The organism is Senegalia massiliensis (genome assembly GCF_009911265.1).
GTDB classification, from domain to species: Bacteria; Bacillota; Clostridia; order Tissierellales; family SIT17; genus Anaeromonas; species Anaeromonas massiliensis_A.
Map to the genome: position 1 here is coordinate 23125 of NZ_QXXA01000013.1, position 18267 is coordinate 41391.

26 protein-coding genes are annotated in these 18267 nt (G+C 23.6%); 9 read left to right on the forward strand and 17 right to left on the reverse strand.

Annotation, left to right across the window (positions count from 1 at the left end):
- Nucleotides 1-90: 90 nt before the first annotated feature.
- From D3Z33_RS12010 to D3Z33_RS12025, 4 genes are all read left to right on the forward strand, one after another.
- Nucleotides 91-327 (forward strand): hypothetical protein, encoded by a 237-nt coding sequence (locus D3Z33_RS12010; RefSeq protein WP_160198011.1) that lies wholly within the window; start codon nt 91-93, stop codon nt 325-327.
- Between the two features lie 195 nt (nt 328-522).
- Nucleotides 523-2424: a hypothetical protein gene (locus D3Z33_RS12015; RefSeq protein WP_160198012.1), complete on the forward strand. Its 1902-nt coding sequence runs from the start codon at nt 523-525 to the stop codon at nt 2422-2424.
- A 51-nt stretch (nt 2425-2475) separates the two neighbouring features.
- Nucleotides 2476-3012 carry a hypothetical protein gene (locus tag D3Z33_RS12020; RefSeq protein WP_160198013.1) on the forward strand — a complete coding sequence of 179 codons (537 nt, stop codon included), beginning with the start codon at nt 2476-2478 and terminating at the stop codon, nt 3010-3012.
- Entirely contained in the window at nt 3013-3513 is a 501-nt protein-coding gene (locus tag D3Z33_RS12025) for a hypothetical protein (protein ID WP_160198014.1), read from the forward strand.
- A gap of 91 nt (nt 3514-3604) precedes the next feature.
- On the opposite strand, the gene D3Z33_RS12030 is transcribed toward D3Z33_RS12025, so the two are convergent.
- Both D3Z33_RS12030 and D3Z33_RS12035 read right to left on the reverse strand, forming a co-directional pair.
- The gene (locus D3Z33_RS12030) at nt 3605-4039 is read right to left on the reverse strand and encodes a hypothetical protein (protein ID WP_160198015.1); all 435 of its coding nucleotides are present in this window, start codon (nt 4037-4039) and stop codon (nt 3605-3607) included.
- A 1090-nt stretch (nt 4040-5129) separates the two neighbouring features.
- A complete protein-coding gene (locus D3Z33_RS12035; protein ID WP_160198016.1) occupies nt 5130-5945 on the reverse strand; it encodes a hypothetical protein in 816 nt (271 codons plus the stop codon).
- 202 nt (nt 5946-6147) lie between these two features.
- On the opposite strand from D3Z33_RS12035, the gene D3Z33_RS12040 reads away from it, so the two are divergent.
- The 5 genes from D3Z33_RS12040 (at nt 6148) to D3Z33_RS12060 (ending at nt 9942) form a co-directional block, all read left to right on the forward strand.
- Nucleotides 6148-6513 carry a hypothetical protein gene (locus D3Z33_RS12040; protein WP_160198017.1) on the forward strand — a complete coding sequence of 122 codons (366 nt, stop codon included), beginning with the start codon at nt 6148-6150 and terminating at the stop codon, nt 6511-6513.
- A 21-nt stretch (nt 6514-6534) separates the two neighbouring features.
- On the forward strand, nt 6535-6801 hold the full coding sequence (locus tag D3Z33_RS12045; protein ID WP_160198018.1) for a hypothetical protein: 267 nt from the start codon (nt 6535-6537) through the stop codon (nt 6799-6801).
- An 89-nt stretch (nt 6802-6890) separates the two neighbouring features.
- Nucleotides 6891-9311 carry a type IA DNA topoisomerase gene (locus tag D3Z33_RS12050; RefSeq protein ID WP_160198019.1) on the forward strand — a complete coding sequence of 807 codons (2421 nt, stop codon included), beginning with the start codon at nt 6891-6893 and terminating at the stop codon, nt 9309-9311.
- A gap of 21 nt (nt 9312-9332) precedes the next feature.
- Nucleotides 9333-9632 carry a hypothetical protein gene (locus D3Z33_RS12055; protein WP_160198020.1) on the forward strand — a complete coding sequence of 100 codons (300 nt, stop codon included), beginning with the start codon at nt 9333-9335 and terminating at the stop codon, nt 9630-9632.
- The gene (locus D3Z33_RS12060) at nt 9610-9942 is read left to right on the forward strand and encodes a hypothetical protein (RefSeq protein ID WP_160198021.1); all 333 of its coding nucleotides are present in this window, start codon (nt 9610-9612) and stop codon (nt 9940-9942) included. Before D3Z33_RS12055 ends, D3Z33_RS12060 begins: the two co-directional genes overlap by 23 nt.
- A gap of 22 nt (nt 9943-9964) precedes the next feature.
- Here D3Z33_RS12060 and D3Z33_RS12065 read toward each other — a convergent pair whose 3' ends face one another.
- The 15 genes from D3Z33_RS12065 to D3Z33_RS12130 form a co-directional block, all read right to left on the reverse strand.
- Complete coding sequence (locus tag D3Z33_RS12065; protein ID WP_160198022.1) at nt 9965-10207, reverse strand: hypothetical protein; 243 nt, start codon at nt 10205-10207, stop codon at nt 9965-9967.
- Between the two features lie 51 nt (nt 10208-10258).
- The gene (locus tag D3Z33_RS12070) at nt 10259-11338 is read right to left on the reverse strand and encodes a tyrosine-type recombinase/integrase (RefSeq protein WP_160198023.1); all 1080 of its coding nucleotides are present in this window, start codon (nt 11336-11338) and stop codon (nt 10259-10261) included.
- 27 nt (nt 11339-11365) lie between these two features.
- On the reverse strand, nt 11366-11542 hold the full coding sequence (locus D3Z33_RS16570; protein WP_207708353.1) for a hypothetical protein: 177 nt from the start codon (nt 11540-11542) through the stop codon (nt 11366-11368).
- A 96-nt stretch (nt 11543-11638) separates the two neighbouring features.
- The gene (locus D3Z33_RS12075; RefSeq protein ID WP_160198024.1) at nt 11639-11806 is read right to left on the reverse strand and encodes a hypothetical protein; all 168 of its coding nucleotides are present in this window, start codon (nt 11804-11806) and stop codon (nt 11639-11641) included.
- Nucleotides 11807-12162: 356 nt separating this feature from the next.
- Entirely contained in the window at nt 12163-12612 is a 450-nt protein-coding gene (locus tag D3Z33_RS12080; RefSeq protein WP_160198025.1) for a hypothetical protein, read from the reverse strand.
- A 309-nt stretch (nt 12613-12921) separates the two neighbouring features.
- Nucleotides 12922-13065 carry a hypothetical protein gene (locus tag D3Z33_RS12085; protein WP_160198026.1) on the reverse strand — a complete coding sequence of 48 codons (144 nt, stop codon included), beginning with the start codon at nt 13063-13065 and terminating at the stop codon, nt 12922-12924.
- Between the two features lie 240 nt (nt 13066-13305).
- Nucleotides 13306-13725 (reverse strand): hypothetical protein, encoded by a 420-nt coding sequence (locus tag D3Z33_RS12090; protein ID WP_160198027.1) that lies wholly within the window; start codon nt 13723-13725, stop codon nt 13306-13308.
- Nucleotides 13726-13763: 38 nt separating this feature from the next.
- Nucleotides 13764-14048, reverse strand: coding sequence for a hypothetical protein (locus tag D3Z33_RS12095; RefSeq protein WP_160198028.1), 285 nt, complete (start codon nt 14046-14048; stop codon nt 13764-13766).
- 29 nt (nt 14049-14077) lie between these two features.
- A complete protein-coding gene (locus tag D3Z33_RS12100) occupies nt 14078-14902 on the reverse strand; it encodes a thermonuclease family protein (RefSeq protein ID WP_160198029.1) in 825 nt (274 codons plus the stop codon).
- A gap of 48 nt (nt 14903-14950) precedes the next feature.
- Nucleotides 14951-15376 carry a hypothetical protein gene (locus D3Z33_RS12105; protein ID WP_160198030.1) on the reverse strand — a complete coding sequence of 142 codons (426 nt, stop codon included), beginning with the start codon at nt 15374-15376 and terminating at the stop codon, nt 14951-14953.
- On the reverse strand, nt 15370-16032 hold the full coding sequence (locus tag D3Z33_RS12110) for a hypothetical protein (protein ID WP_160198031.1): 663 nt from the start codon (nt 16030-16032) through the stop codon (nt 15370-15372). Before D3Z33_RS12110 ends, D3Z33_RS12105 begins: the two co-directional genes overlap by 7 nt.
- 21 nt (nt 16033-16053) lie before the next feature.
- Nucleotides 16054-16281, reverse strand: coding sequence for a hypothetical protein (locus D3Z33_RS12115; protein WP_160198032.1), 228 nt, complete (start codon nt 16279-16281; stop codon nt 16054-16056).
- A 642-nt stretch (nt 16282-16923) separates the two neighbouring features.
- A complete protein-coding gene (locus D3Z33_RS12120) occupies nt 16924-17670 on the reverse strand; it encodes a DUF6710 family protein (RefSeq protein WP_160198033.1) in 747 nt (248 codons plus the stop codon).
- Nucleotides 17671-17797: 127 nt separating this feature from the next.
- Nucleotides 17798-18034, reverse strand: a complete 237-nt coding sequence (locus D3Z33_RS12125; protein WP_160198034.1) for a hypothetical protein — start codon at nt 18032-18034, stop codon at nt 17798-17800.
- 27 nt (nt 18035-18061) lie between these two features.
- Entirely contained in the window at nt 18062-18238 is a 177-nt protein-coding gene (locus tag D3Z33_RS12130; protein ID WP_160198035.1) for a hypothetical protein, read from the reverse strand.
- Nucleotides 18239-18267 lie beyond the last annotated feature (29 nt).

Below are 18267 nucleotides of genomic sequence, written 5' to 3' on the forward strand. Positions count from 1 at the left end.
ATATTATCTAGTATTTATAGATAATATTCTATTTATACTAGATAATTTGTGATATAATTGATATAAAACTTATAGAAAGGAATATGAAAAATGAACGTTGCTAAAAAAGTACAAATAATACTAAAAGAACAGGGAAGAACTCAAAAATGGTTATATGAACAAATTATTAGTTTAGTAAAAATAGAAGAAGGAGAAAATCTACAGGTAACAGGTTATAAGAATTTTAATCGTAAAATGATAAAAGATAAATTAACTGCCCAAGAAATTATTTATATTATGAAAGTATTAGAGATAAATGTTATGTCATTTTTTAATTTAGAAGAATAGCAATATACATAAAAACAAGTATTAAAACTCTAAAAATCCATATATAATAGATAAAAATCTAGTATTACTAGATTTTCTGTGATATAATATACTTAAGTTAAAAAATGATTTTATGGAGGGTATATAATGAAGGATTAGTTATAACAGGTGCAATTATATATTCTTTACATAATTATAGATGAGAGGTGGATTAAAATGAATACTATAGATATATTGAACAAATGGGCTAAGTTTAGCAAATATGAGCCTAATAAGAATACTTGGAAAGCAGGAAGTAAACAATATGAGTTAGACAAAGATAATGAAGTTATTGCTACTATTATGAAATATGATAGTTCTAGTGTTTCAACTTGTTTATATGCCAAACATATTTTTAAAAAACATGTAAGTGATAAGAAATTTTCTATACTTGATATATTGAATAATAATTATAATATATCTGAAAACGTTAAAGAAATGTGGGAACTATTTAATTCAATAGAGATAATAGACTTTGAGAAAAATCTCTTAGAAGATATAAATACAAACATAGATAATATATCTAAGAATAGGGAAATAGGGGATATTAAATCTGAGATTGATATTGAAGATATAATGGATATATATGGTACTGTTATTGAAGATATAGATAGTTGTAACTATGAAGTCTATAATAAAGGTAAAAATGGAGAAGGCAATTTCGTTACCAATGATTTAATTTATATATTTAATAGTTTAAAGGAGTGTATCTTAACAATAGAAAATTCTAAGGATGGAATATATCTATGTTTTATTAATAATCATGAAACATTTAATTACTTTGCTTTAGTGGTTAAGGATGGAGAAAATATATACTCATTTAATGATAGACTAGATGAAAAATATCCTAATCAATATATGAAAAAGAGACTTCCAGGAAGAGATGCAAGTAGGGGCAAGATATTTTCATTATTCCCTTATGATAATGAAGAACTTTTCGAACTTGGTGGTGTTGATTATAAAGGATATTCTACTAACTATAAAATAAATAACAAGAATACAATGTCAATATTTCAATTAGGAAGAAATTATTATCTACCTATAGTAATATCTATGAGTATTATTAAGAATGCTTTTGTTGGTAAAGAGATAGAGGGGAATATAACGTATTTATTCAACTTAGCTATAAAAAGTTCTAATAATATGCTGATGGAAGCAACTAAAAACCAAATGGCAAAGAGCAGCGTATTAAATAATTATAAAGATGAGATATTTGAGGATTTTAATACAAAGGGCTTTTTAAAGGGTAATTATGGTTATATACTTAAAGATTATGGAAGAGAATCACAAAATACAAATCAGATATTAATTGACTTATATAGTGGAAATTATCAAGAAGATAAGATTAATTTTCATAACAAATTATCTAAAAATGAAATATTAAAAGTTACAGAAGGGGAATTGGTTGGAGATCAAGGAAAAATTAAGAGTATTCAATATTGGTTGGCTAGAAGAAATCTAGCTGAACATATAGAAAAGGAAATGGAGAATGAACTGAAAAAGTTCGGAGGAACAGAAGGATTAAATAGATGGTATCGTAAAAAAATAAAAGATAATATAGATAATTTATATAAAGCTATTGCTGAAGGAAAATGGATTGGTGAAGTATCAAAGATGCATGATATATGGGATATGAAATGGGAAAAATCAAATATTATGCAATTGATAGACCTATCTGCAGATAGTATTGATTTGCATGAAATGTGGCATTTAAGAACAGTAATAGGAGATAGTGATGAAAGAAATAATAGATATTGTCCAATAACAGGTTCAAAAGCAAGTATAGTTGCCATTCTCAGACCTCAGACTTGGGAAGATGTTGCTAAACTTATTGGAGTAGATAAAGATGAATTACCTAAACTTGTTAAGGGATGGAAGTATCATCAAGAATATATAGGTAATTCTATATTAGATATGATAGACCCAGTAGAAGAAATAAAGCATATACTAATGCCTAGATGTGAAAATAGTTTTAGCTTTAAAATAGCTATTTACTTATCTAAGAGAGGTTATGCTCAGATATGTAAGAAATATAATGAAGATGGTAATGTAAATAAATTTTGGATTAATGAGAATTAGAAGATAAGTTTAAAGGATATAAGTATAAATACACTTAAAGGAGTGATTAGTGTGAAAGATACGTTTAGAAAAGGTAGTTTAATTATTTGTTTTATTTTATTCATATTAATGTTGAATGGTTGTAGTCTAGAAAGAGATGTTACATCGAATGCTGTAGAAGGTATGTTAAGAAGTAATGCAAATACATTAGATTTTATAAGTACCAATGGTTATAATGGAGAGGATATTAGTAATGTTGAATATACTAAAGATGAAAATATCTATAAGGTAAGTTTCAATTTAAAGGATAATATTATGACTTCTAATTATGTTGATTTAAGTGAAACAAATAAAGAAGTAGGAGCAAGTGTTATTGCTCAACCAGATGCTGACATTAAAGATGTTATTAACTGTGCGGTATATAGTCACATGACAAGTTCACGAAAAGCAGAAGATCTACATAGTATTTTTGAAAGTTCAATTAAACAAGCTTTCAAAAATAAAGGACAAAAAATAGAAGTGCCTATAGAAATAGATTCAGAGCAAACAGAAATTTTCGTACAAGTTCTAGATGATAAAATTTATATAAAATCAAAGGTTGTAATATAGATGGAAAAAAGTAAAGTATTTAATAATTATAAAAATAATCAATTTGAGGATTTAAATGCAAAAGATTTTCCAAATTATAGCTATGGATATATATTTAAAGATTATGGAATAGAATTACAAAATAACAATCCGATATTATTTACATTATATAGTAGAGATTATGAAGAAAAAAAGATTAATCTTAACAAGCAATTGTCTAAAAACAAAAAAGATAGTAGGGGAGGTAAAGTTATGAAAAAAATAAAAAGTATTTTAAATTATACTTTTTATGAAAATGAAAAAATCTTTCCAGTTACTATAGGTAATATTTTAGGTTTAGGTATATTCTATATTATATTTGCTTTCTTCTGTGCTTATATTTTAAAGACAGGCGAATATCTTAAAGTATTTTCAATTGAAAATACTAAGTTAGTCGCTTTTATATTGATATTTTTAACTTTAACTATTTTAACTATTTTAAAAACTATACTTGTTGTTATTGAAGATGATCCAGATAAATAGTATTAATAGAATAAGAATAATAATGAATTATAATATATAGTGTTACAATAAGTAAAGAATAAAGTATTTAAATACTTTATTCTTTACTTATTTAAATAATATTTACTCCGAAGATTAATAATGATATAGATATTATTAGTATAAGACCATCAATATAATTAATTTTGATAAAGCTAAAGGGGAATAGAGGACATAATAATATATTGATTTTTTGTTGTTCCTGTATTTTATAACCTATTTTAGTACAAAAATTACCTATTAATTCACATTTACATAAACTATCTATCTCTAAATTTTCAATTTTATTAATTTCTTGTCTGGAAATATCACTTCTATATTCATTAGATAATAATAGTAATTCCTCTTTTATTTCTGAGCAAATATTTATCAGTTCCTCTTTTTCATTTTTTGAAGAATTTATATTCTTTCTATTGTTTATGAAGTTACCTACATCAATAATTGTACTTATACGAAATGCTCTATCTCTTTCACTAAGATATCTGTTAATTAAAGCTTTAAATTTCATTAAAATACTCCTTTATGCTATTTTAAATATATTTATATACTCTAAAAAGTAAAAGTCCAAATAGGCTAGAATTCAATTATATTATAAGACCATTTAAAGTTCTATTAAGTAATAAAAATTAGTAATACAATCCTATAATAATAAAAGATAATAGAAAGTGATCACTTTCTATTATCTTTTATTATTAATTGCTCTTATTTTTAAAAGTATGTAAATTATCTACTCGAATGTGCCACATTTTTTTGTTCTTTTGTATAGTTTGGAATGTTATTTTTAAGAGTTTTAATAAGTAGTTTAATATTCTATTCAATATTCCTATAACATTACCCTCACTTTTAGCAATTATTTTACTCAAGTCATTATCCATATTTTCAATAAAAATAGTATATTAATATTATATATCATAAATATAAAAAAGATATGCGATATATTATTATATAAAAATCAGTTAACTTATTTCACCATATTTTTTCAGATTATAATTTTAATTTTTTTGAAACTATGTAAAAAAACTTTGTTCATCATTTTTTTGAAATTCCAAAAGTTATTTGTTCTCGAAAAGAAAGTATAAAAAATATTTTTTTCTTTTTTTCTTCTTTTTATTTATTTTTTTATTTTCTTTTTTCTTTTTTTTGATTAATATTAATTTTAATTTATTTTGAAAAAAAGATGGAAGGGGAGAAGAAAATAAATATGATTTTTAATTATATTATACATCGCATATCTTTTTTATATTTATGATATTACTTATACATGTTTTTTTGTTTTTATCTGTGATTAAAATTCTTAACTTATTGATATATCATACTTTAATTAAATAAAAGACTGGCTTTTAAAGGGGTGGGGATAGCTGTGTTATTTACCTTTATTATAGTTCATAACTATTTAATAGTATCATAGCTCTAATTCTATTTATTATTGCTTTATATGTTAATTTAATCGTTTTTAAGCATAAAAAAATAGAGTAATCCCTTTATTTTAAAAATTGATTTAAGAATACTCTATTTATAAAATTATATACTTTTTGCATTTGATAAATTAAATTAATTTTTGAAACTTAATATATTTATTATAACATACATTAAAATTATTATATATATTCTACTTTATCATAAGTACTTACTAATGTGCTATCATAAAATATACTTGCTAATTCTTCAGCTTTATTACTATCATTTATATATTCTTTTGATTCTAACTTTTCATATAGTTTTATATCATTTTTTTCTATATATGAAAATATTTTAGAAAAGTTTTCTCTATAGCAATGTCTTACATGATCTTCTGAGTTATCATAAGGTACCTTATGATCTGTTACTTCTAATATCTTATTTCTTATCTCTACTAATTGTTTTTTTCTTTCTTTTATATCATCAGTATTTTCTAGCATTAGTCCATACATCTCATAATGTTTGTTATTATTATCTATAATAGGTTGCTTATATTTAACTTTAAATATATTAATTCTTTTATTATAATTTATAGCCTTTGAACACTTAGAATAAATATATAATGGACTTATTATATATTTATTATCTTCATTTATTAACCTATCTGATAATTCAAATTCAATAGTTTCTCCTTCAGATGTTTTTAATATTATTTTTTTCTTATCTCTATCTATAGTAAAACTATTTAATTCTTTATAGTTCTCTACAAATTGAACAGGTGTCTTTATTATTGTTCTATTATCTATATTTTTATCTAAGTTAATGCTGTGTTCTAATCCTAAGCTATTAAGTTTACATATTAAGTCTTTTATTTTCTTATCAGCTTGTTCATAACTTAGCTTCATATTACTTTCTATATCAATTTGATAAGTTGTTTTAATATTTTTATTATAGTTATGTAAGTATCTTTTTAGTTGTTCTATATATATTAATTGCTTTCTCTTAGCTTTCTTCATTAAATTACTCCTTCCTGATGTTTTAATATTATCCTTAAAGTTTATTCTATCATTATTTTATCACAATATATATATTGTGTCTACATTGTTAGGATATGATAAATCAAATTAACCCGCAATAGGTTTGACCACACAATATAAGTGTTGTATAATATATAATATAAGATTGTAAAATAACTTTAAAATAACAGGAGGGAAAATCATGAATAGAAACTATAAAACTAGAGAAGATAATAGAGTTTTCATCACAACTCAAAATGTTATACATACTAAACATAGTTTGAAAAGGTGGAATGAATCAGGAAGATTAGACAATTATCCTAATTTTAATAGTATCACTGATGCAAATAATTATATAAAAAATATTTTTAGGAGTAAGAAAATAAGACATCTATATAAAAATTTTTACTTATTAGATAATGATATAGTAGCAGTTTTAGATGTAAAAAAAGACAAAGTAACTGTAATTACCTATTATGGAAGTCGTACTAAAACTCCTTCTTTATATAATCTGAGGTATTACATTAAAAATAAACATAAATATGGAAATATATTATTAAGTGCATAAATTAGTGAAAGGAGTTATTTAATGCAATACAATACAAATGAAGAAGTACATAGGTTAAATGAACGTGAAATAGTTCTATTAAAAACATATAAAAGTCATTTCACTAATAACTATAATCTTTTACATCCAAATAGTAAAAGAGGATTAAAAAACTATTTCACTAAGAATATAAACTATATGAATGAGGTTATTAATAGAGGGATTTCAAGAGTTCCTTTCAGAACTTATTTACAAGGAGTTAAAGCTGGAGTTGATTATTTGAAAATATTCGATAAAATACAGATTTAAATAATTATAAATGATTCATATTACGATAAAGTAATCAGATTTAATTAGTTATTGTAGTATGAATCATTTATAATTTAGGAGGAGATAAAATGAGATTATTTATAGCAGAAAAGTCAAGTGTTGCATTAAACTTGGCAAGAACATTAAATTGTGAGAAAAAAAATGGATATTATGAAGGTAATGGCAATGTTATTACTTATGCTAGAGGTCATTTACTAGAATTAAAAGATAGTGTAGACTATGATCCATCTATGGAGGTATGGTCTTTAGATAAATTTCCTTTTATACCAGAAAAATATATGTATAAAATCAAAACTGATAGAAAGAGTAAAAAAGTTGACTTGTGGTGTAAAAAGCAAATAGGTATAATAAAAAAACTAATTAATAGAGATGATGTTATAGAAGTAGTTAATGCATTTGATTATGATAGGGAAGGATCACTTATATTTTTCCTTTTAAATGCTTTCTTAGGCAACAAAAAGAAAACATATAGAATGACTCTTAACGAGTGGACCCCAGATGCAATTAGATCTAATATAAGTACTATGAAACTTAATTCTAATTATAGAAATCAAGAAATAGCAGGTTTATGTAGACAACAAGCTGATTGGACTCTAGGTATTAATTTTACTTCAGTATCTACTTTGAAATATACAAAAGGTAGAGGTAAATATCCACTAAGTATTGGTAGAGTAATACTTCCTACTTTAAAATTAATCCATGATAGAGATATGGAGATAAATAATTTTGTATCAAAAGATTATTATGAATTGAAATCTACTTTTACTACAGATAAAGGTAACTATGATGGAACATTATTTATTGATAATAATACTAAATTTAACGATAAGAGAATTTTAGAAAATATTAAAAATAAAATTACAGGTAAAAGTGCTTTTATTAAAGATAAAAAGATAGAAACTTCTAATAAAAATTCTCCTTCATTATTTAACTTAAATGACCTTCAAGGTTATATTACATCTAAATATAATGGTTGGACAGCAGATAAGGTTGCACGTATTGCTCAATCACTTTATGAGGGAAATGGTAAGGGAGGATATATTTCTTATACCAGAACTAAATCTAGACATCTAGAAAGCAATCCGGAGTTTATAAATAAAACCGAAAAGGTATTAGAAATATTAAAAGGAAATTCTCCATATAAAAATGATATTAAGTTTCATAATAAAAAAACAGTATTTGATAGTTCGAAAGTTGATGGTCATGGTGCTATTATACCTACTTATATAATACCTAAAGAGTTAAATAGTGATGAAATGCTTATTTATAATGAAATAAAAAATAGATTTTTATCACAATTTATGCCACCCGCTAAATATGAAAATACTAAGATAATAACACAAATTAAAGATACTGATGTATTATTTAAAACAACAGGCAGAATTTTAATCTCTGAAGGTTGGCTCAAATTATTTGATAAAGATGTTCAAGAAGATATGTTACCACAAATAGATAATGGAGAGAATGTAAATGTAGACAAGCTTAATATTCTAACTAAGCAAACAAAACCTCCAAGACACTATACTACAAAGACTCTATTTGAAACTATGGAGAATTGCGGTAAAAAGGTTGATTCAAACGCAGAAAATGATAGTATGTTATCTAATGTATTAAGTGGTTATGAGATAGGTACACAGCCTACAAGAGCATCAACATTGTCTAAAATGAATGATATAGGATATGTAAAAATGAAGGGTAAAAATATACTTATTACTGATATAGGGATAAATTTAATTAATCTTTTCCCTGTGAAAGAATTAATGGATGTAGATTTTACAGGAAAGTTAGAAAAAACATTATCTGATATTGAAAAAGGTAAATTTACCAAAAAACAATTTATGGGAATAATAAAGAATTTAACTATAAAAGGAGTTAATCAAATAAAACAATCAGAAGGTGTAGTAATTGATTTTGCTAATGAAATGACTAAAAATAGTGTAGGTAGTTGTCCTGCTTGTTCAAAGCCTATTGTAGAAAGTAAAAAAGGTTATGGGTGCAGTGGGTGGAAAGAAGGTTGTACCTTTGTTATATGGAAGAAAAATGCCTTTCTATCTAAATTTGGTATAACTACTATAACTAAAAAGAATGCTGCAGCTCTTATTGAAAATAAAGATGGTGTCATATTTGGTATTAAAGGTATTAATATAAAAACAAAAGTTATTAAAAAAAATGATAAGTATGAGCTTGAGTTTGATGTAGAAAAAAAGCAAATTCAAAGTTTAGGTAAATGTCCAGAATGTAATAAAAATGTTGTTGAAAATACAAAAGCTTATACTTGTGAAGATAGAAATTGCAATTTTGTTATCTTTAAAAATGACAAATTTTTAGCTAAATTTAGTAAAAAACCAACTAAAACTATGGTTAAAAGTTTATTAAATAAAAATGAATTTCACATGAAAAATTTAAAAGGGGAAAAAGGAGATTTTGAGTGTGTTCTTAAACTTAAAAAGAACGGAAAATATTGGGGGTATGAAATGAATTATAAATAATGCAACAAAAGAGGTGATTAAATGAATGATCTTATACTATTTCACGATAAATTTGGTATATGTTATTTTATTGGCTTTGTAACAAACAAACTAATTGTAAAGTTTGATGACAAAAGTCAAAAAATATTACCAATTGATGAGTTTTCTGCATACTCAATAGAAAGAGAAATAATAGTTCATTATTCAGAGTACGCAAGTAAAAATTATAAGCAAAAAAATATATTGAAAAATAAAGTTATAAATATAAACAAAAAAATTAATAAAGTAAAAAAGGCAGATACAGATAGGGGAAACTATTATGTCATTAAAAAGAAAAATTAAAGATATTTCTAATATTATATTAGGAAGAGATGCATATATAAAACCAAAATATATACTTGATTTCACAAGTGAAGATAATAAAATGAAAAGGGTATTATATTCATTTTCTATTCATATTAAATATCCTTACAAAGTTAGTTCTATGCTTGATATTCCAATTGAAAATTCTCAACTCTTATATAGTAATTTATTGAAATCAAAAGGAAATGTAGAATTTCAACTAGGTGATAATGTTTGCTATAAAACTATTCTAATTCCTAAATGGGCAACTAATCTTATATTAAGAGAAATTCATGGATATCTATTATAAAAAATAAGCTACAAGTTATTATTTATTTAATAACTTGTAGCTTATTTTTTGTGCCTAAACTTATTATTTCATCTACTCTTTTATTTGTTAGAGTAATGCTATATACATTCTCTCTGCCATAGTTTCTGTACATCATTAAGATATTATAAACTAACTTTTCTTCGATATTAAAATAAAAGGCAATTTCTTTATAGTCTAATACCTCATTTTTTGCTATTTTTCTTATAATGTTTGTTCTTTTATTTGGGTATTTACTATTAAACATCTAATCATCCTTACTAAAGTTCAAATTGCTAATTTTTTTCTGCATATTTTTCTATATATTTTTATTATATGTGAAATTTTTTGTTGCTTTCTTTATTGTTTCTTCATTAAGGTCCGCATAAAATCTTCTTGCAGTTTCTATACTAGAATGTCCTAATTGCTGTGCTACTAATTCTATACTTCCATTTTCTATGTTTAATAAATGAGTAGCGAATGTTCTTCTTAGTGTATGAGGAGTTATATCAATTTGAATATTAGCACGTGTTTTATACTTCTTTAATAAGTTTCTAATTGACTCTTGATTAATTCTTTTTTTATGAAGTGATAAAAATAAAGCATTTTTATATTCTTCTGACACTCCTTTTATATTGTTTCTAAAGTCAATATACTCTTTTAAAAAGGGGAGGGCAGCATCTGGAATGAATAACATATCTTGATTTCCACTTTTTCTTATTACTATCATTTTTTCATCGTGTATACTAATATCAGATATATCTAATTGAATTAATTCACTTACTCTTATTCCTGTTAAACCTAATAATAAAACTATACATAGATCTCTTAATTTAACTTTTTTATGGTACTTTAATAAAGTATCATTTTTTATATTTTTATCAAATTGTATTGTATTTATTAATAAGTTAATTTCTTTATTGTTTAGCCTATCTCTTATTTCTTTTTTTTGTTTTATTTGTATTTCTATATGTTTAGTAATATCATCAATGTCATATCTTCTTGACAAGTATTTATATAACTTATGTATACTTGCAAGTTTTCTAGCTTTTCCTACTCTAGTATTAGAGAAATGCTTTTCTATTTTTTTACCTGTTTTAGTTATATATATCTTTTTATAGCCATTAAGATAGTCTAAAAATCCCCATATATCATTTTCATTTAGGTATCTACTTCCTAAATCATCAGGCCTGAACTCATTTATTTCTTTATATTTATAAAATTGAGGAAGTGTTAATAAATACTCTAAATAAATATTATAATCAATTAAATATGCAATTTGAGTATTTATCCCATACTTTTCTTGCATTATCATAATATAATTCACAATAAATTCTGGCATTATTTTTAATTTTTTTGTTCGCTTTTTATGCAGCTTAATTTCAATATCTTTTTTCATAATAATAATCCTTTCGATTAATATATGCTATATATAGTTAATACTAATTATTATAACAGATATTAATAAGGGGATAAATAATACACTCGAAAAAATAATAAGGCTTTGTTTCTCAATAGGAGAGAGTATATCAGCTGATTCATATAATCCATTTATCTTCTTTCTATTTTTTATTTTCTTTATACCTTTTAAAAAATCATTCATATTATAACTCCTAACATTTTTTGTTATCTAACTTCTTACATAAATTAAACTTTTTGGGTAAATATGGTTTTAATAAATAAGTTTATCATCTTAAATCTATTTATTGTACATATAAAGCTTATAAGGTAGCATATGGCTTGTATTAGATTGTTCAGCTAAACTAGTGACATATACTAATAAACCTATAAGTATAACTGCTAATATTATTACTAAATAATTTTCATGCTTTTTTGATAACTTAAAATTGCTGATCAACTTATTCATATATATTCTCCTTTAAAATAGTATATTTAATACCTTTAATAACAATATATAACGTGTTATATTTGTGTTTTATGATTGTATATAATTATTATATCATATAAATATCTTCAATTCTACAAACTTATTTGGTAAACTTACGTTTACCAAATAAGTTTGTACTAGTTAATTTACTTTTTTAAATCACTTCCCTATATAATTTTTGGCTAAGTAATAAATAAAGCTAAATCTTATAATTATAAGATTTAGCTTTATTTATTACTTAAATGATTCTCTAGTATGTTTTCAATATCATTAATCTGGAATTAGAAATATAAAAGAAAAATTTAAAAATAAGAGCATATAATATCAATATATAATTATTTGTCTTTCATTTCTTCTAAATTTTTTTCCAATACATCTGATTGTTTTTTTTTCAGTTGTTCAAGTTCATTTAAACTTTTGTCTAATCCTTCATCACCTTTTTCCTGCATCTCATCAAGCATATTATCAATTTGTTCCCCCTGTTCTTCATCTATTTCTAAAGTTGTTCTCTCAGGAGAATAATTGCTAGTTACTTGATAGATACCTATTATTATAAATATTCCTATTGCAGTTACTAAAAAACTAATTAACATGATAGTAAATAATTTCTGAAGAGGTGTCTTTCCTTTTAATATATTTTTGAAGAATTTAAATATCCCTTTAAAAGCAACGAAAAATATAAATCCACCAATAGCTCCTTCGTTATTATAGCTATCAATAATGATAATTTCTTTTTCTTTTTTATTAGTACCTATATTACTCCCTCCCCAATAATTAATTTTCACTAAATATATATATTGTTATTGTAAAATAAAGAAAAATAATAATCTTACATATGATGTAAAAATTATTATTTTTCTTTATTTATATTAACTTTTAAACTCATAAATTTATATGATTTTTCAAAATTTTTACCTCTAATACAACATAAAGCAACAAACCAGATACATATATTAAGTAAAATCAAAAATATAGTTAAGATTTTTTTCATCTCCCTGTTTATTTTTTTGTGTTTATAGGGTATAATATTAATACAGAAGTCGTTGGACTTAAAAGTTAATATTTCTTGTGGAACAAAAGTGAGTAGCCGTCAACTACTTACTTTTTTTTGTGTCTATTTCTATTTCTATAGATTTTATTGTAATTTTAATGGTTATAGGATTCTTAGCATTAGAAACTATATACAATCCTATCAATCCAGAGATAACTAGGAAAACATTAAATATACTACTTTCCACTTACTCACCTCTTTTCATTAGTTTATTCAAATAACCCAACGACTTCTGATGATTGAGGTGAGTAATATTAACTTAACAAACTAATGTTCTTGCTATATTAATTATATCATTTTTTGGTAAATGTATCTAGCATATTTACAAAAATCAATAATTTATTTTATATATTCTCAGATATATTTTATAGTTACCTCGCTATAACTTCCATTTTTTTAATGCCTCCTTTATTAGTTTTATAGGTTATTAATTTTCTAAAGTATAACTTAAACCTTTAGCTATCAATTCATTTAAAATATCATTCTGAGTTTTATCTGGATATTTTATTCTTAGATTTTCTAATAAATGAGTGTTTTTTAAATTTAAAGTTATTAATACTTTCTTACCTTCTTTTTCTTTTATAATACAAAATTCATCATTATAGGTCATATCTATTATATAATCTAAGTTATCAGTATTATTTACTTCTTTTATCCCTACTTTTAATTCATTTATAAAATTATTATTTATGTTTAAATATGTTTCCTTTTTAATTTTTAACTCCTTGAAATCTATATCTATTATTTGATTTTCCATATCTACATATAATTCTATTTTTTTATTAGTCTTTTTTATACTTTGAATTATTTTTACATTTTCTTTTGTCAGCTTTAATACACTTTTCATATAATCAACCTTTATCTATTAATTTAATTCTTCTTATATTAAATTGGTTTTCTTTTAAAACATTTATCTATATTACTAACTATCTGCTCTATGTAGTTTCTATCAATTTGCATATTCAAGTCTACACTATTATTATTGTAACTGCTATTGAAAGGTAAGTAGCTACTTAAACATTTGCTGCAAGTTTTAACTATTTTTATGTTTCTATTTGTATCTTTTATAATAACCTCATTTCCACAACTACATATAACTTCATTTTCTTTATTTCCTTTATTTAGTCTTACTACTTCATTTGTATTAACTAATACCACTCTTCTTTTCATTTATAATACCTCCTATTCAACTTGATATATTACTCTAATCCCCAAAGTCCTTTATTTAATGTTCTGGCCTGTGTTTCAAGTCCTTTAAATACTAAAGAATACTTGCTATTCGGTTGTATAGTCATAACATTAGCAAAACCTTCCTTAACTAATATCGCATTGACCATTGTTTCTTTCATATTTAAGTTATTTGGCTTATCTAACCAAATATATCTAAGTAATCTATCATATTTATCTCTGTTTTCTATATCTTTAGTCATGTATATTGTTTTACCTGCAGGTAACAATTCTTTAGTAAAATTACTAGACTCTATCCCATAAGGCTCTGGATCATTAATATTTGCACCTACACTCTCAGGTGTGTTCATTCCAACCATTCTTACCCTTTCTTCAGTTCCATTCTTATCAACTATTAAAGTATCTCCATCAATTACTCTTATTACCTTTACTGTTTCATAATTATTAGATACTGTTATTTTTTTTATTTCATTTGTAATATTTTTAGAGTTATCAACTAACTTTTCTTTAGTTTCTTCAGATAAAGAGTTTATTCCTTCTTCTATACCATCTTTTACTTTATCAGAAGTTTCGCTTATACCTTCCTTAATTCCATCTTTAAGACTATCAGAAGTATCTTTTATTCCTTCTTCTATATTATCTTTTATAGTATCTAAACTATTAGTTTTATCATTACTTACATTTTCTTCTTTTATTTCTGATGTTTTTTCTCCACTTTCACTAAATACATTTTTAAAATCCTCTAGTTGACTATTTTCAGTAGTTTCTGTATCGCAACCTATAGCAGTAATTCCTATAATTAAAATCAATAGTAAAATTATTATTTTTATCTTCATACGTTTACCCCCTTAATCTTCTCTAACCATTTAGTTTTTTTCTAATTATTACTCAAAACCTATTCCTAAAGTTTCTTCATACCATATTTTACGTAACAAACCTTCTCCTTCTTTTAGGCTAAAAACAAAAAAGTATCTATATTCTTTATCTTTAAGGATTTTTTCTATTTTATTTATAGTTGGCACTTTCCTTATTATGCTAAGAAGGTCTATTTCTACTCCACTATCTAAATTTATAACTTTATTATTTAATGTAATCTTATAATTATGTTTTTTAAGTATACCAATTAACTCTTTCCTATCTAAATACTCTAAGTATCCGTTAATAAGAGTTTCTTCTGAGTTAAATTTTGTGTGTATATCTTTAGAGGTCAAATGTCTTTCTATTTCATTGATTATCACTTGGAAATTTTCTTGAAACTTTTTATCCTTTTTTTGGTTTAAAAGTTCTTCCCTTTCTTTTTTGCTCAACATATTATCCCCTCTTTTCCTGTTTCTAAATCTTCATATACATATCCTAGTTTATTATCATCAGTAATGATATAAGTCATTATAGTACCTTCCTTTACATCTTCTAATATGTCATATTTAGGTTTCAATTTATTTTCTTTAATAAGAAATTCTATCGCTTTCTTTTTTTCAAAATATAATGTTCTATGAGAAGTATAGCTATTAGGACACAATTCTTTTTCAGAATAACTTTCTCCTAAATAACCTTTTTTCTGCCAGTTAGTTATTGTATTATAATGTAAACTATCACCATTTACATGATAAATAAGTTCTTTTATTCCTTCTAAACTGATATATTTATTTATAGTTTCTTGTTCCTGAATTATAGAGTATGCCTTTTTATACTTTTGTTCAAATAATTTCTCTAATTTGATAAGTTCAGACCTAATTTTAATCATATCAATAAAGATCTGTGTTCCTTTTTCAGTATCTAAGAATGATTTGATTTGTCCTACAATACTATGTACTTCCTCTTCTTTAGCATTTTCCCACTTGATTAGTTCTGTATTATATTTATATAGAAACATTATATCTTGTTCTATTTCAGAAGGATCTTCACTAATAGAAGGTAATTCTTTAAGTAATTTTTTTAATAAATTGATTTTAACTTCTTCTTTCAAAATTTAACCTCCATATAATTATTAATCTATTTTATTGTATTTTTTATTAATAAATATAAAAGTAATCATTATAATCAATGCACCTATAAATCTCCTATCACTACTAATAATGGCCAACAATAATATATAAATAGTTCCAGTAACCATCAAATAATATTGTGATTTATATTTCTTTTTAATTAATGCTAATATCATAGCTGAAAGTATTAATAATCCAATTAAAACTATCAAATATCCAATTATAATCATTTATATAAATCACTCCATAGAAAATATAAATTTTCAACTTCTATAATTAAGGTATTGACTAATCCATAAAAATTGACCTTCTAAATTCCATTCTAAGACACTTAAATAACATACACTATGCAATAGTACCTCTTAATAGAATAAAAAAATACTTTTGGTAGATTTTATTTACTAATAAAACTCTTATTTAAATTTTACATTTCTTTTTAAACACTAATAATATAATAATGTGTTTAGTTAGTCTCTTATATATATTATATCATATACATAACAATATATCCATTGTGTTTTACGAATATAGTGCTTATTTATTATTATACAATATTATTCCTATATATAATATTGTATAATAATCATATATAACAAGAGTAAAGTACATATTATTATATATTAATATATTATTTATATTTCTAGTATAAACCATTTATATCACACCAAAACATATATTTTTACTTTTTCGATAATATAGTGATAATTTCCGTTATCACTATATTACTATATAACTTTTCTTTTTTTATATGTTTTTATCATTTAAGTTCACCATATTAGGCTTATGTAAACTACTAACCCAAAAAAATAAAAGTTATAGTATGATTTCACAACTATAACTTTTATTGGTCTATTTAACGAAATATTAAATGATTATACTTTATTACTGTAATCAACAATATTTTTGTAACATATATTTTTTTCTATCATTATTCTCCCTATTTCAAATATAGCTGCAAATTCAACATTTTGCACTTTACTAATTATTTCATTATCTTCAATTCTTATAAAGTATTTTCCATCACATTTAACGTATTTATAAATATCAGAAATATCACTTATTTTTTTAGGAATTATTTTCCCTTCCCCTTGAATTATTCCAGTAAGTATTGAATGATTACCACCCTCTACCCAAAATATTCCCATAGGTAACCACAGATGTAATCTATGATTCTTATCTTCTTTCCAAAAATCAAATAATCTATTTTCACCTATTCTTGATAAAGATTGTAAGAGTCTATCCCTATTCCAAACCCAAGGCAATATTAGATCACTATTTAAATTAGCATTTATATCAGCTGTAGTTTTTATCTCATTTAATAAATTATAGGCAATTTCACCTTTTTTATTTACTTCTGATACAATAGAAAATAGAAATTCTTCTGTATCAATTCTAGGCAAACTTTTAGGATTATTTTTTATAATATATGCCCCATAATCAATAGGTATATTTGCACCTAATAGTTTTATTAGATTAAATATAGGATGAACTTGTGGCCCTGTTCCATTATGGTCATAATTTTCTACTTCATTTTTTGATATTAATTCTTTTGCAAATTCTATGATATTATTAAATTGTTTTTTCTTTATTTTTCCCTGACTTAAATTATTAGTAAACATGTTCCTCACCACTTTCTATATATTCTTTTCTGAATTTTTTATTATTTATGTTAACTTGTGGAGATTTATTTTATTATTAGTATAATTAATTCCTTTGCCAACTTCACATATATATTATCTAAACCCATTATTCTTGATTGTATAGAGAGTTTTCTGGACCATTATTTATTCTTTCTATTTTGTTACTTCCTTTTTGGAAGAATTTATGCGATAAAGAAACTTTCGGAGTGGAAATGTATTGTTTGAATGTACCTTTATAACCATTATCAACCATATATTTGTATTCTTTTTTAGCTTTAATAATTCCCCATAATAACAATACTAGAAACAATATTATAGGAGACAGCACTAATAGAGTATCCATGTATTTTTCCTCCTCTTAATTATATATTTACTTTTGCAAAGTAACTATCCCTACCCCTATATGTCCAATATATTTACATTTAAAACAAATATTAAATTTAGGACTATCTTCTCTTTCTTCATCAGATAATTTATATGTTCTATTACCACAATTAGGACAGTGTGATTTTTCTTGTTTTGCAGCTTTAAAATATGATTTATTCATTATTTAAGTGACTCCCTTCTACTAATTTT

Excerpts from the sequence above, each read along its gene's own strand:
- D3Z33_RS12010 (WP_160198011.1), top strand. The coding sequence starts at position 91 with ATGAACGTTGCTAAAAAAGTACAAATAATACTAAAAGAACAGGGAAGA.
- D3Z33_RS12015 (WP_160198012.1), top strand. The coding sequence starts at position 523 with ATGAATACTATAGATATATTGAACAAATGGGCTAAGTTTAGCAAATAT.
- D3Z33_RS12025 (WP_160198014.1), top strand. The coding sequence starts at position 3,013 with ATGGAAAAAAGTAAAGTATTTAATAATTATAAAAATAATCAATTTGAG.
- D3Z33_RS12030 (WP_160198015.1), bottom strand. The coding sequence starts at position 4,039 with ATGAAATTTAAAGCTTTAATTAACAGATATCTTAGTGAAAGAGATAGA.
- D3Z33_RS12035 (WP_160198016.1), bottom strand. The coding sequence starts at position 5,945 with ATGAAGAAAGCTAAGAGAAAGCAATTAATATATATAGAACAACTAAAA.
- D3Z33_RS12040 (WP_160198017.1), top strand. The coding sequence starts at position 6,148 with ATGAATAGAAACTATAAAACTAGAGAAGATAATAGAGTTTTCATCACA.
- D3Z33_RS12045 (WP_160198018.1), top strand. The coding sequence starts at position 6,535 with ATGCAATACAATACAAATGAAGAAGTACATAGGTTAAATGAACGTGAA.
- D3Z33_RS12050 (WP_160198019.1), top strand. The coding sequence starts at position 6,891 with ATGAGATTATTTATAGCAGAAAAGTCAAGTGTTGCATTAAACTTGGCA.
- D3Z33_RS12055 (WP_160198020.1), top strand. The coding sequence starts at position 9,333 with ATGAATGATCTTATACTATTTCACGATAAATTTGGTATATGTTATTTT.
- D3Z33_RS12060 (WP_160198021.1), top strand. The coding sequence starts at position 9,610 with ATGTCATTAAAAAGAAAAATTAAAGATATTTCTAATATTATATTAGGA.
- D3Z33_RS12065 (WP_160198022.1), bottom strand. The coding sequence starts at position 10,207 with ATGTTTAATAGTAAATACCCAAATAAAAGAACAAACATTATAAGAAAA.
- D3Z33_RS12070 (WP_160198023.1), bottom strand. The coding sequence starts at position 11,338 with ATGAAAAAAGATATTGAAATTAAGCTGCATAAAAAGCGAACAAAAAAA.
- D3Z33_RS16570 (WP_207708353.1), bottom strand. The coding sequence starts at position 11,542 with ATGAATGATTTTTTAAAAGGTATAAAGAAAATAAAAAATAGAAAGAAG.
- D3Z33_RS12075 (WP_160198024.1), bottom strand. The coding sequence starts at position 11,806 with ATGAATAAGTTGATCAGCAATTTTAAGTTATCAAAAAAGCATGAAAAT.
- D3Z33_RS12090 (WP_160198027.1), bottom strand. The coding sequence starts at position 13,725 with ATGAAAAGTGTATTAAAGCTGACAAAAGAAAATGTAAAAATAATTCAA.
- D3Z33_RS12095 (WP_160198028.1), bottom strand. The coding sequence starts at position 14,048 with ATGAAAAGAAGAGTGGTATTAGTTAATACAAATGAAGTAGTAAGACTA.
- D3Z33_RS12100 (WP_160198029.1), bottom strand. The coding sequence starts at position 14,902 with ATGAAGATAAAAATAATAATTTTACTATTGATTTTAATTATAGGAATT.
- D3Z33_RS12105 (WP_160198030.1), bottom strand. The coding sequence starts at position 15,376 with ATGTTGAGCAAAAAAGAAAGGGAAGAACTTTTAAACCAAAAAAAGGAT.
- D3Z33_RS12115 (WP_160198032.1), bottom strand. The coding sequence starts at position 16,281 with ATGATTATAATTGGATATTTGATAGTTTTAATTGGATTATTAATACTT.
- D3Z33_RS12120 (WP_160198033.1), bottom strand. The coding sequence starts at position 17,670 with ATGTTTACTAATAATTTAAGTCAGGGAAAAATAAAGAAAAAACAATTT.
- D3Z33_RS12125 (WP_160198034.1), bottom strand. The coding sequence starts at position 18,034 with ATGGATACTCTATTAGTGCTGTCTCCTATAATATTGTTTCTAGTATTG.
- D3Z33_RS12130 (WP_160198035.1), bottom strand. The coding sequence starts at position 18,238 with ATGAATAAATCATATTTTAAAGCTGCAAAACAAGAAAAATCACACTGT.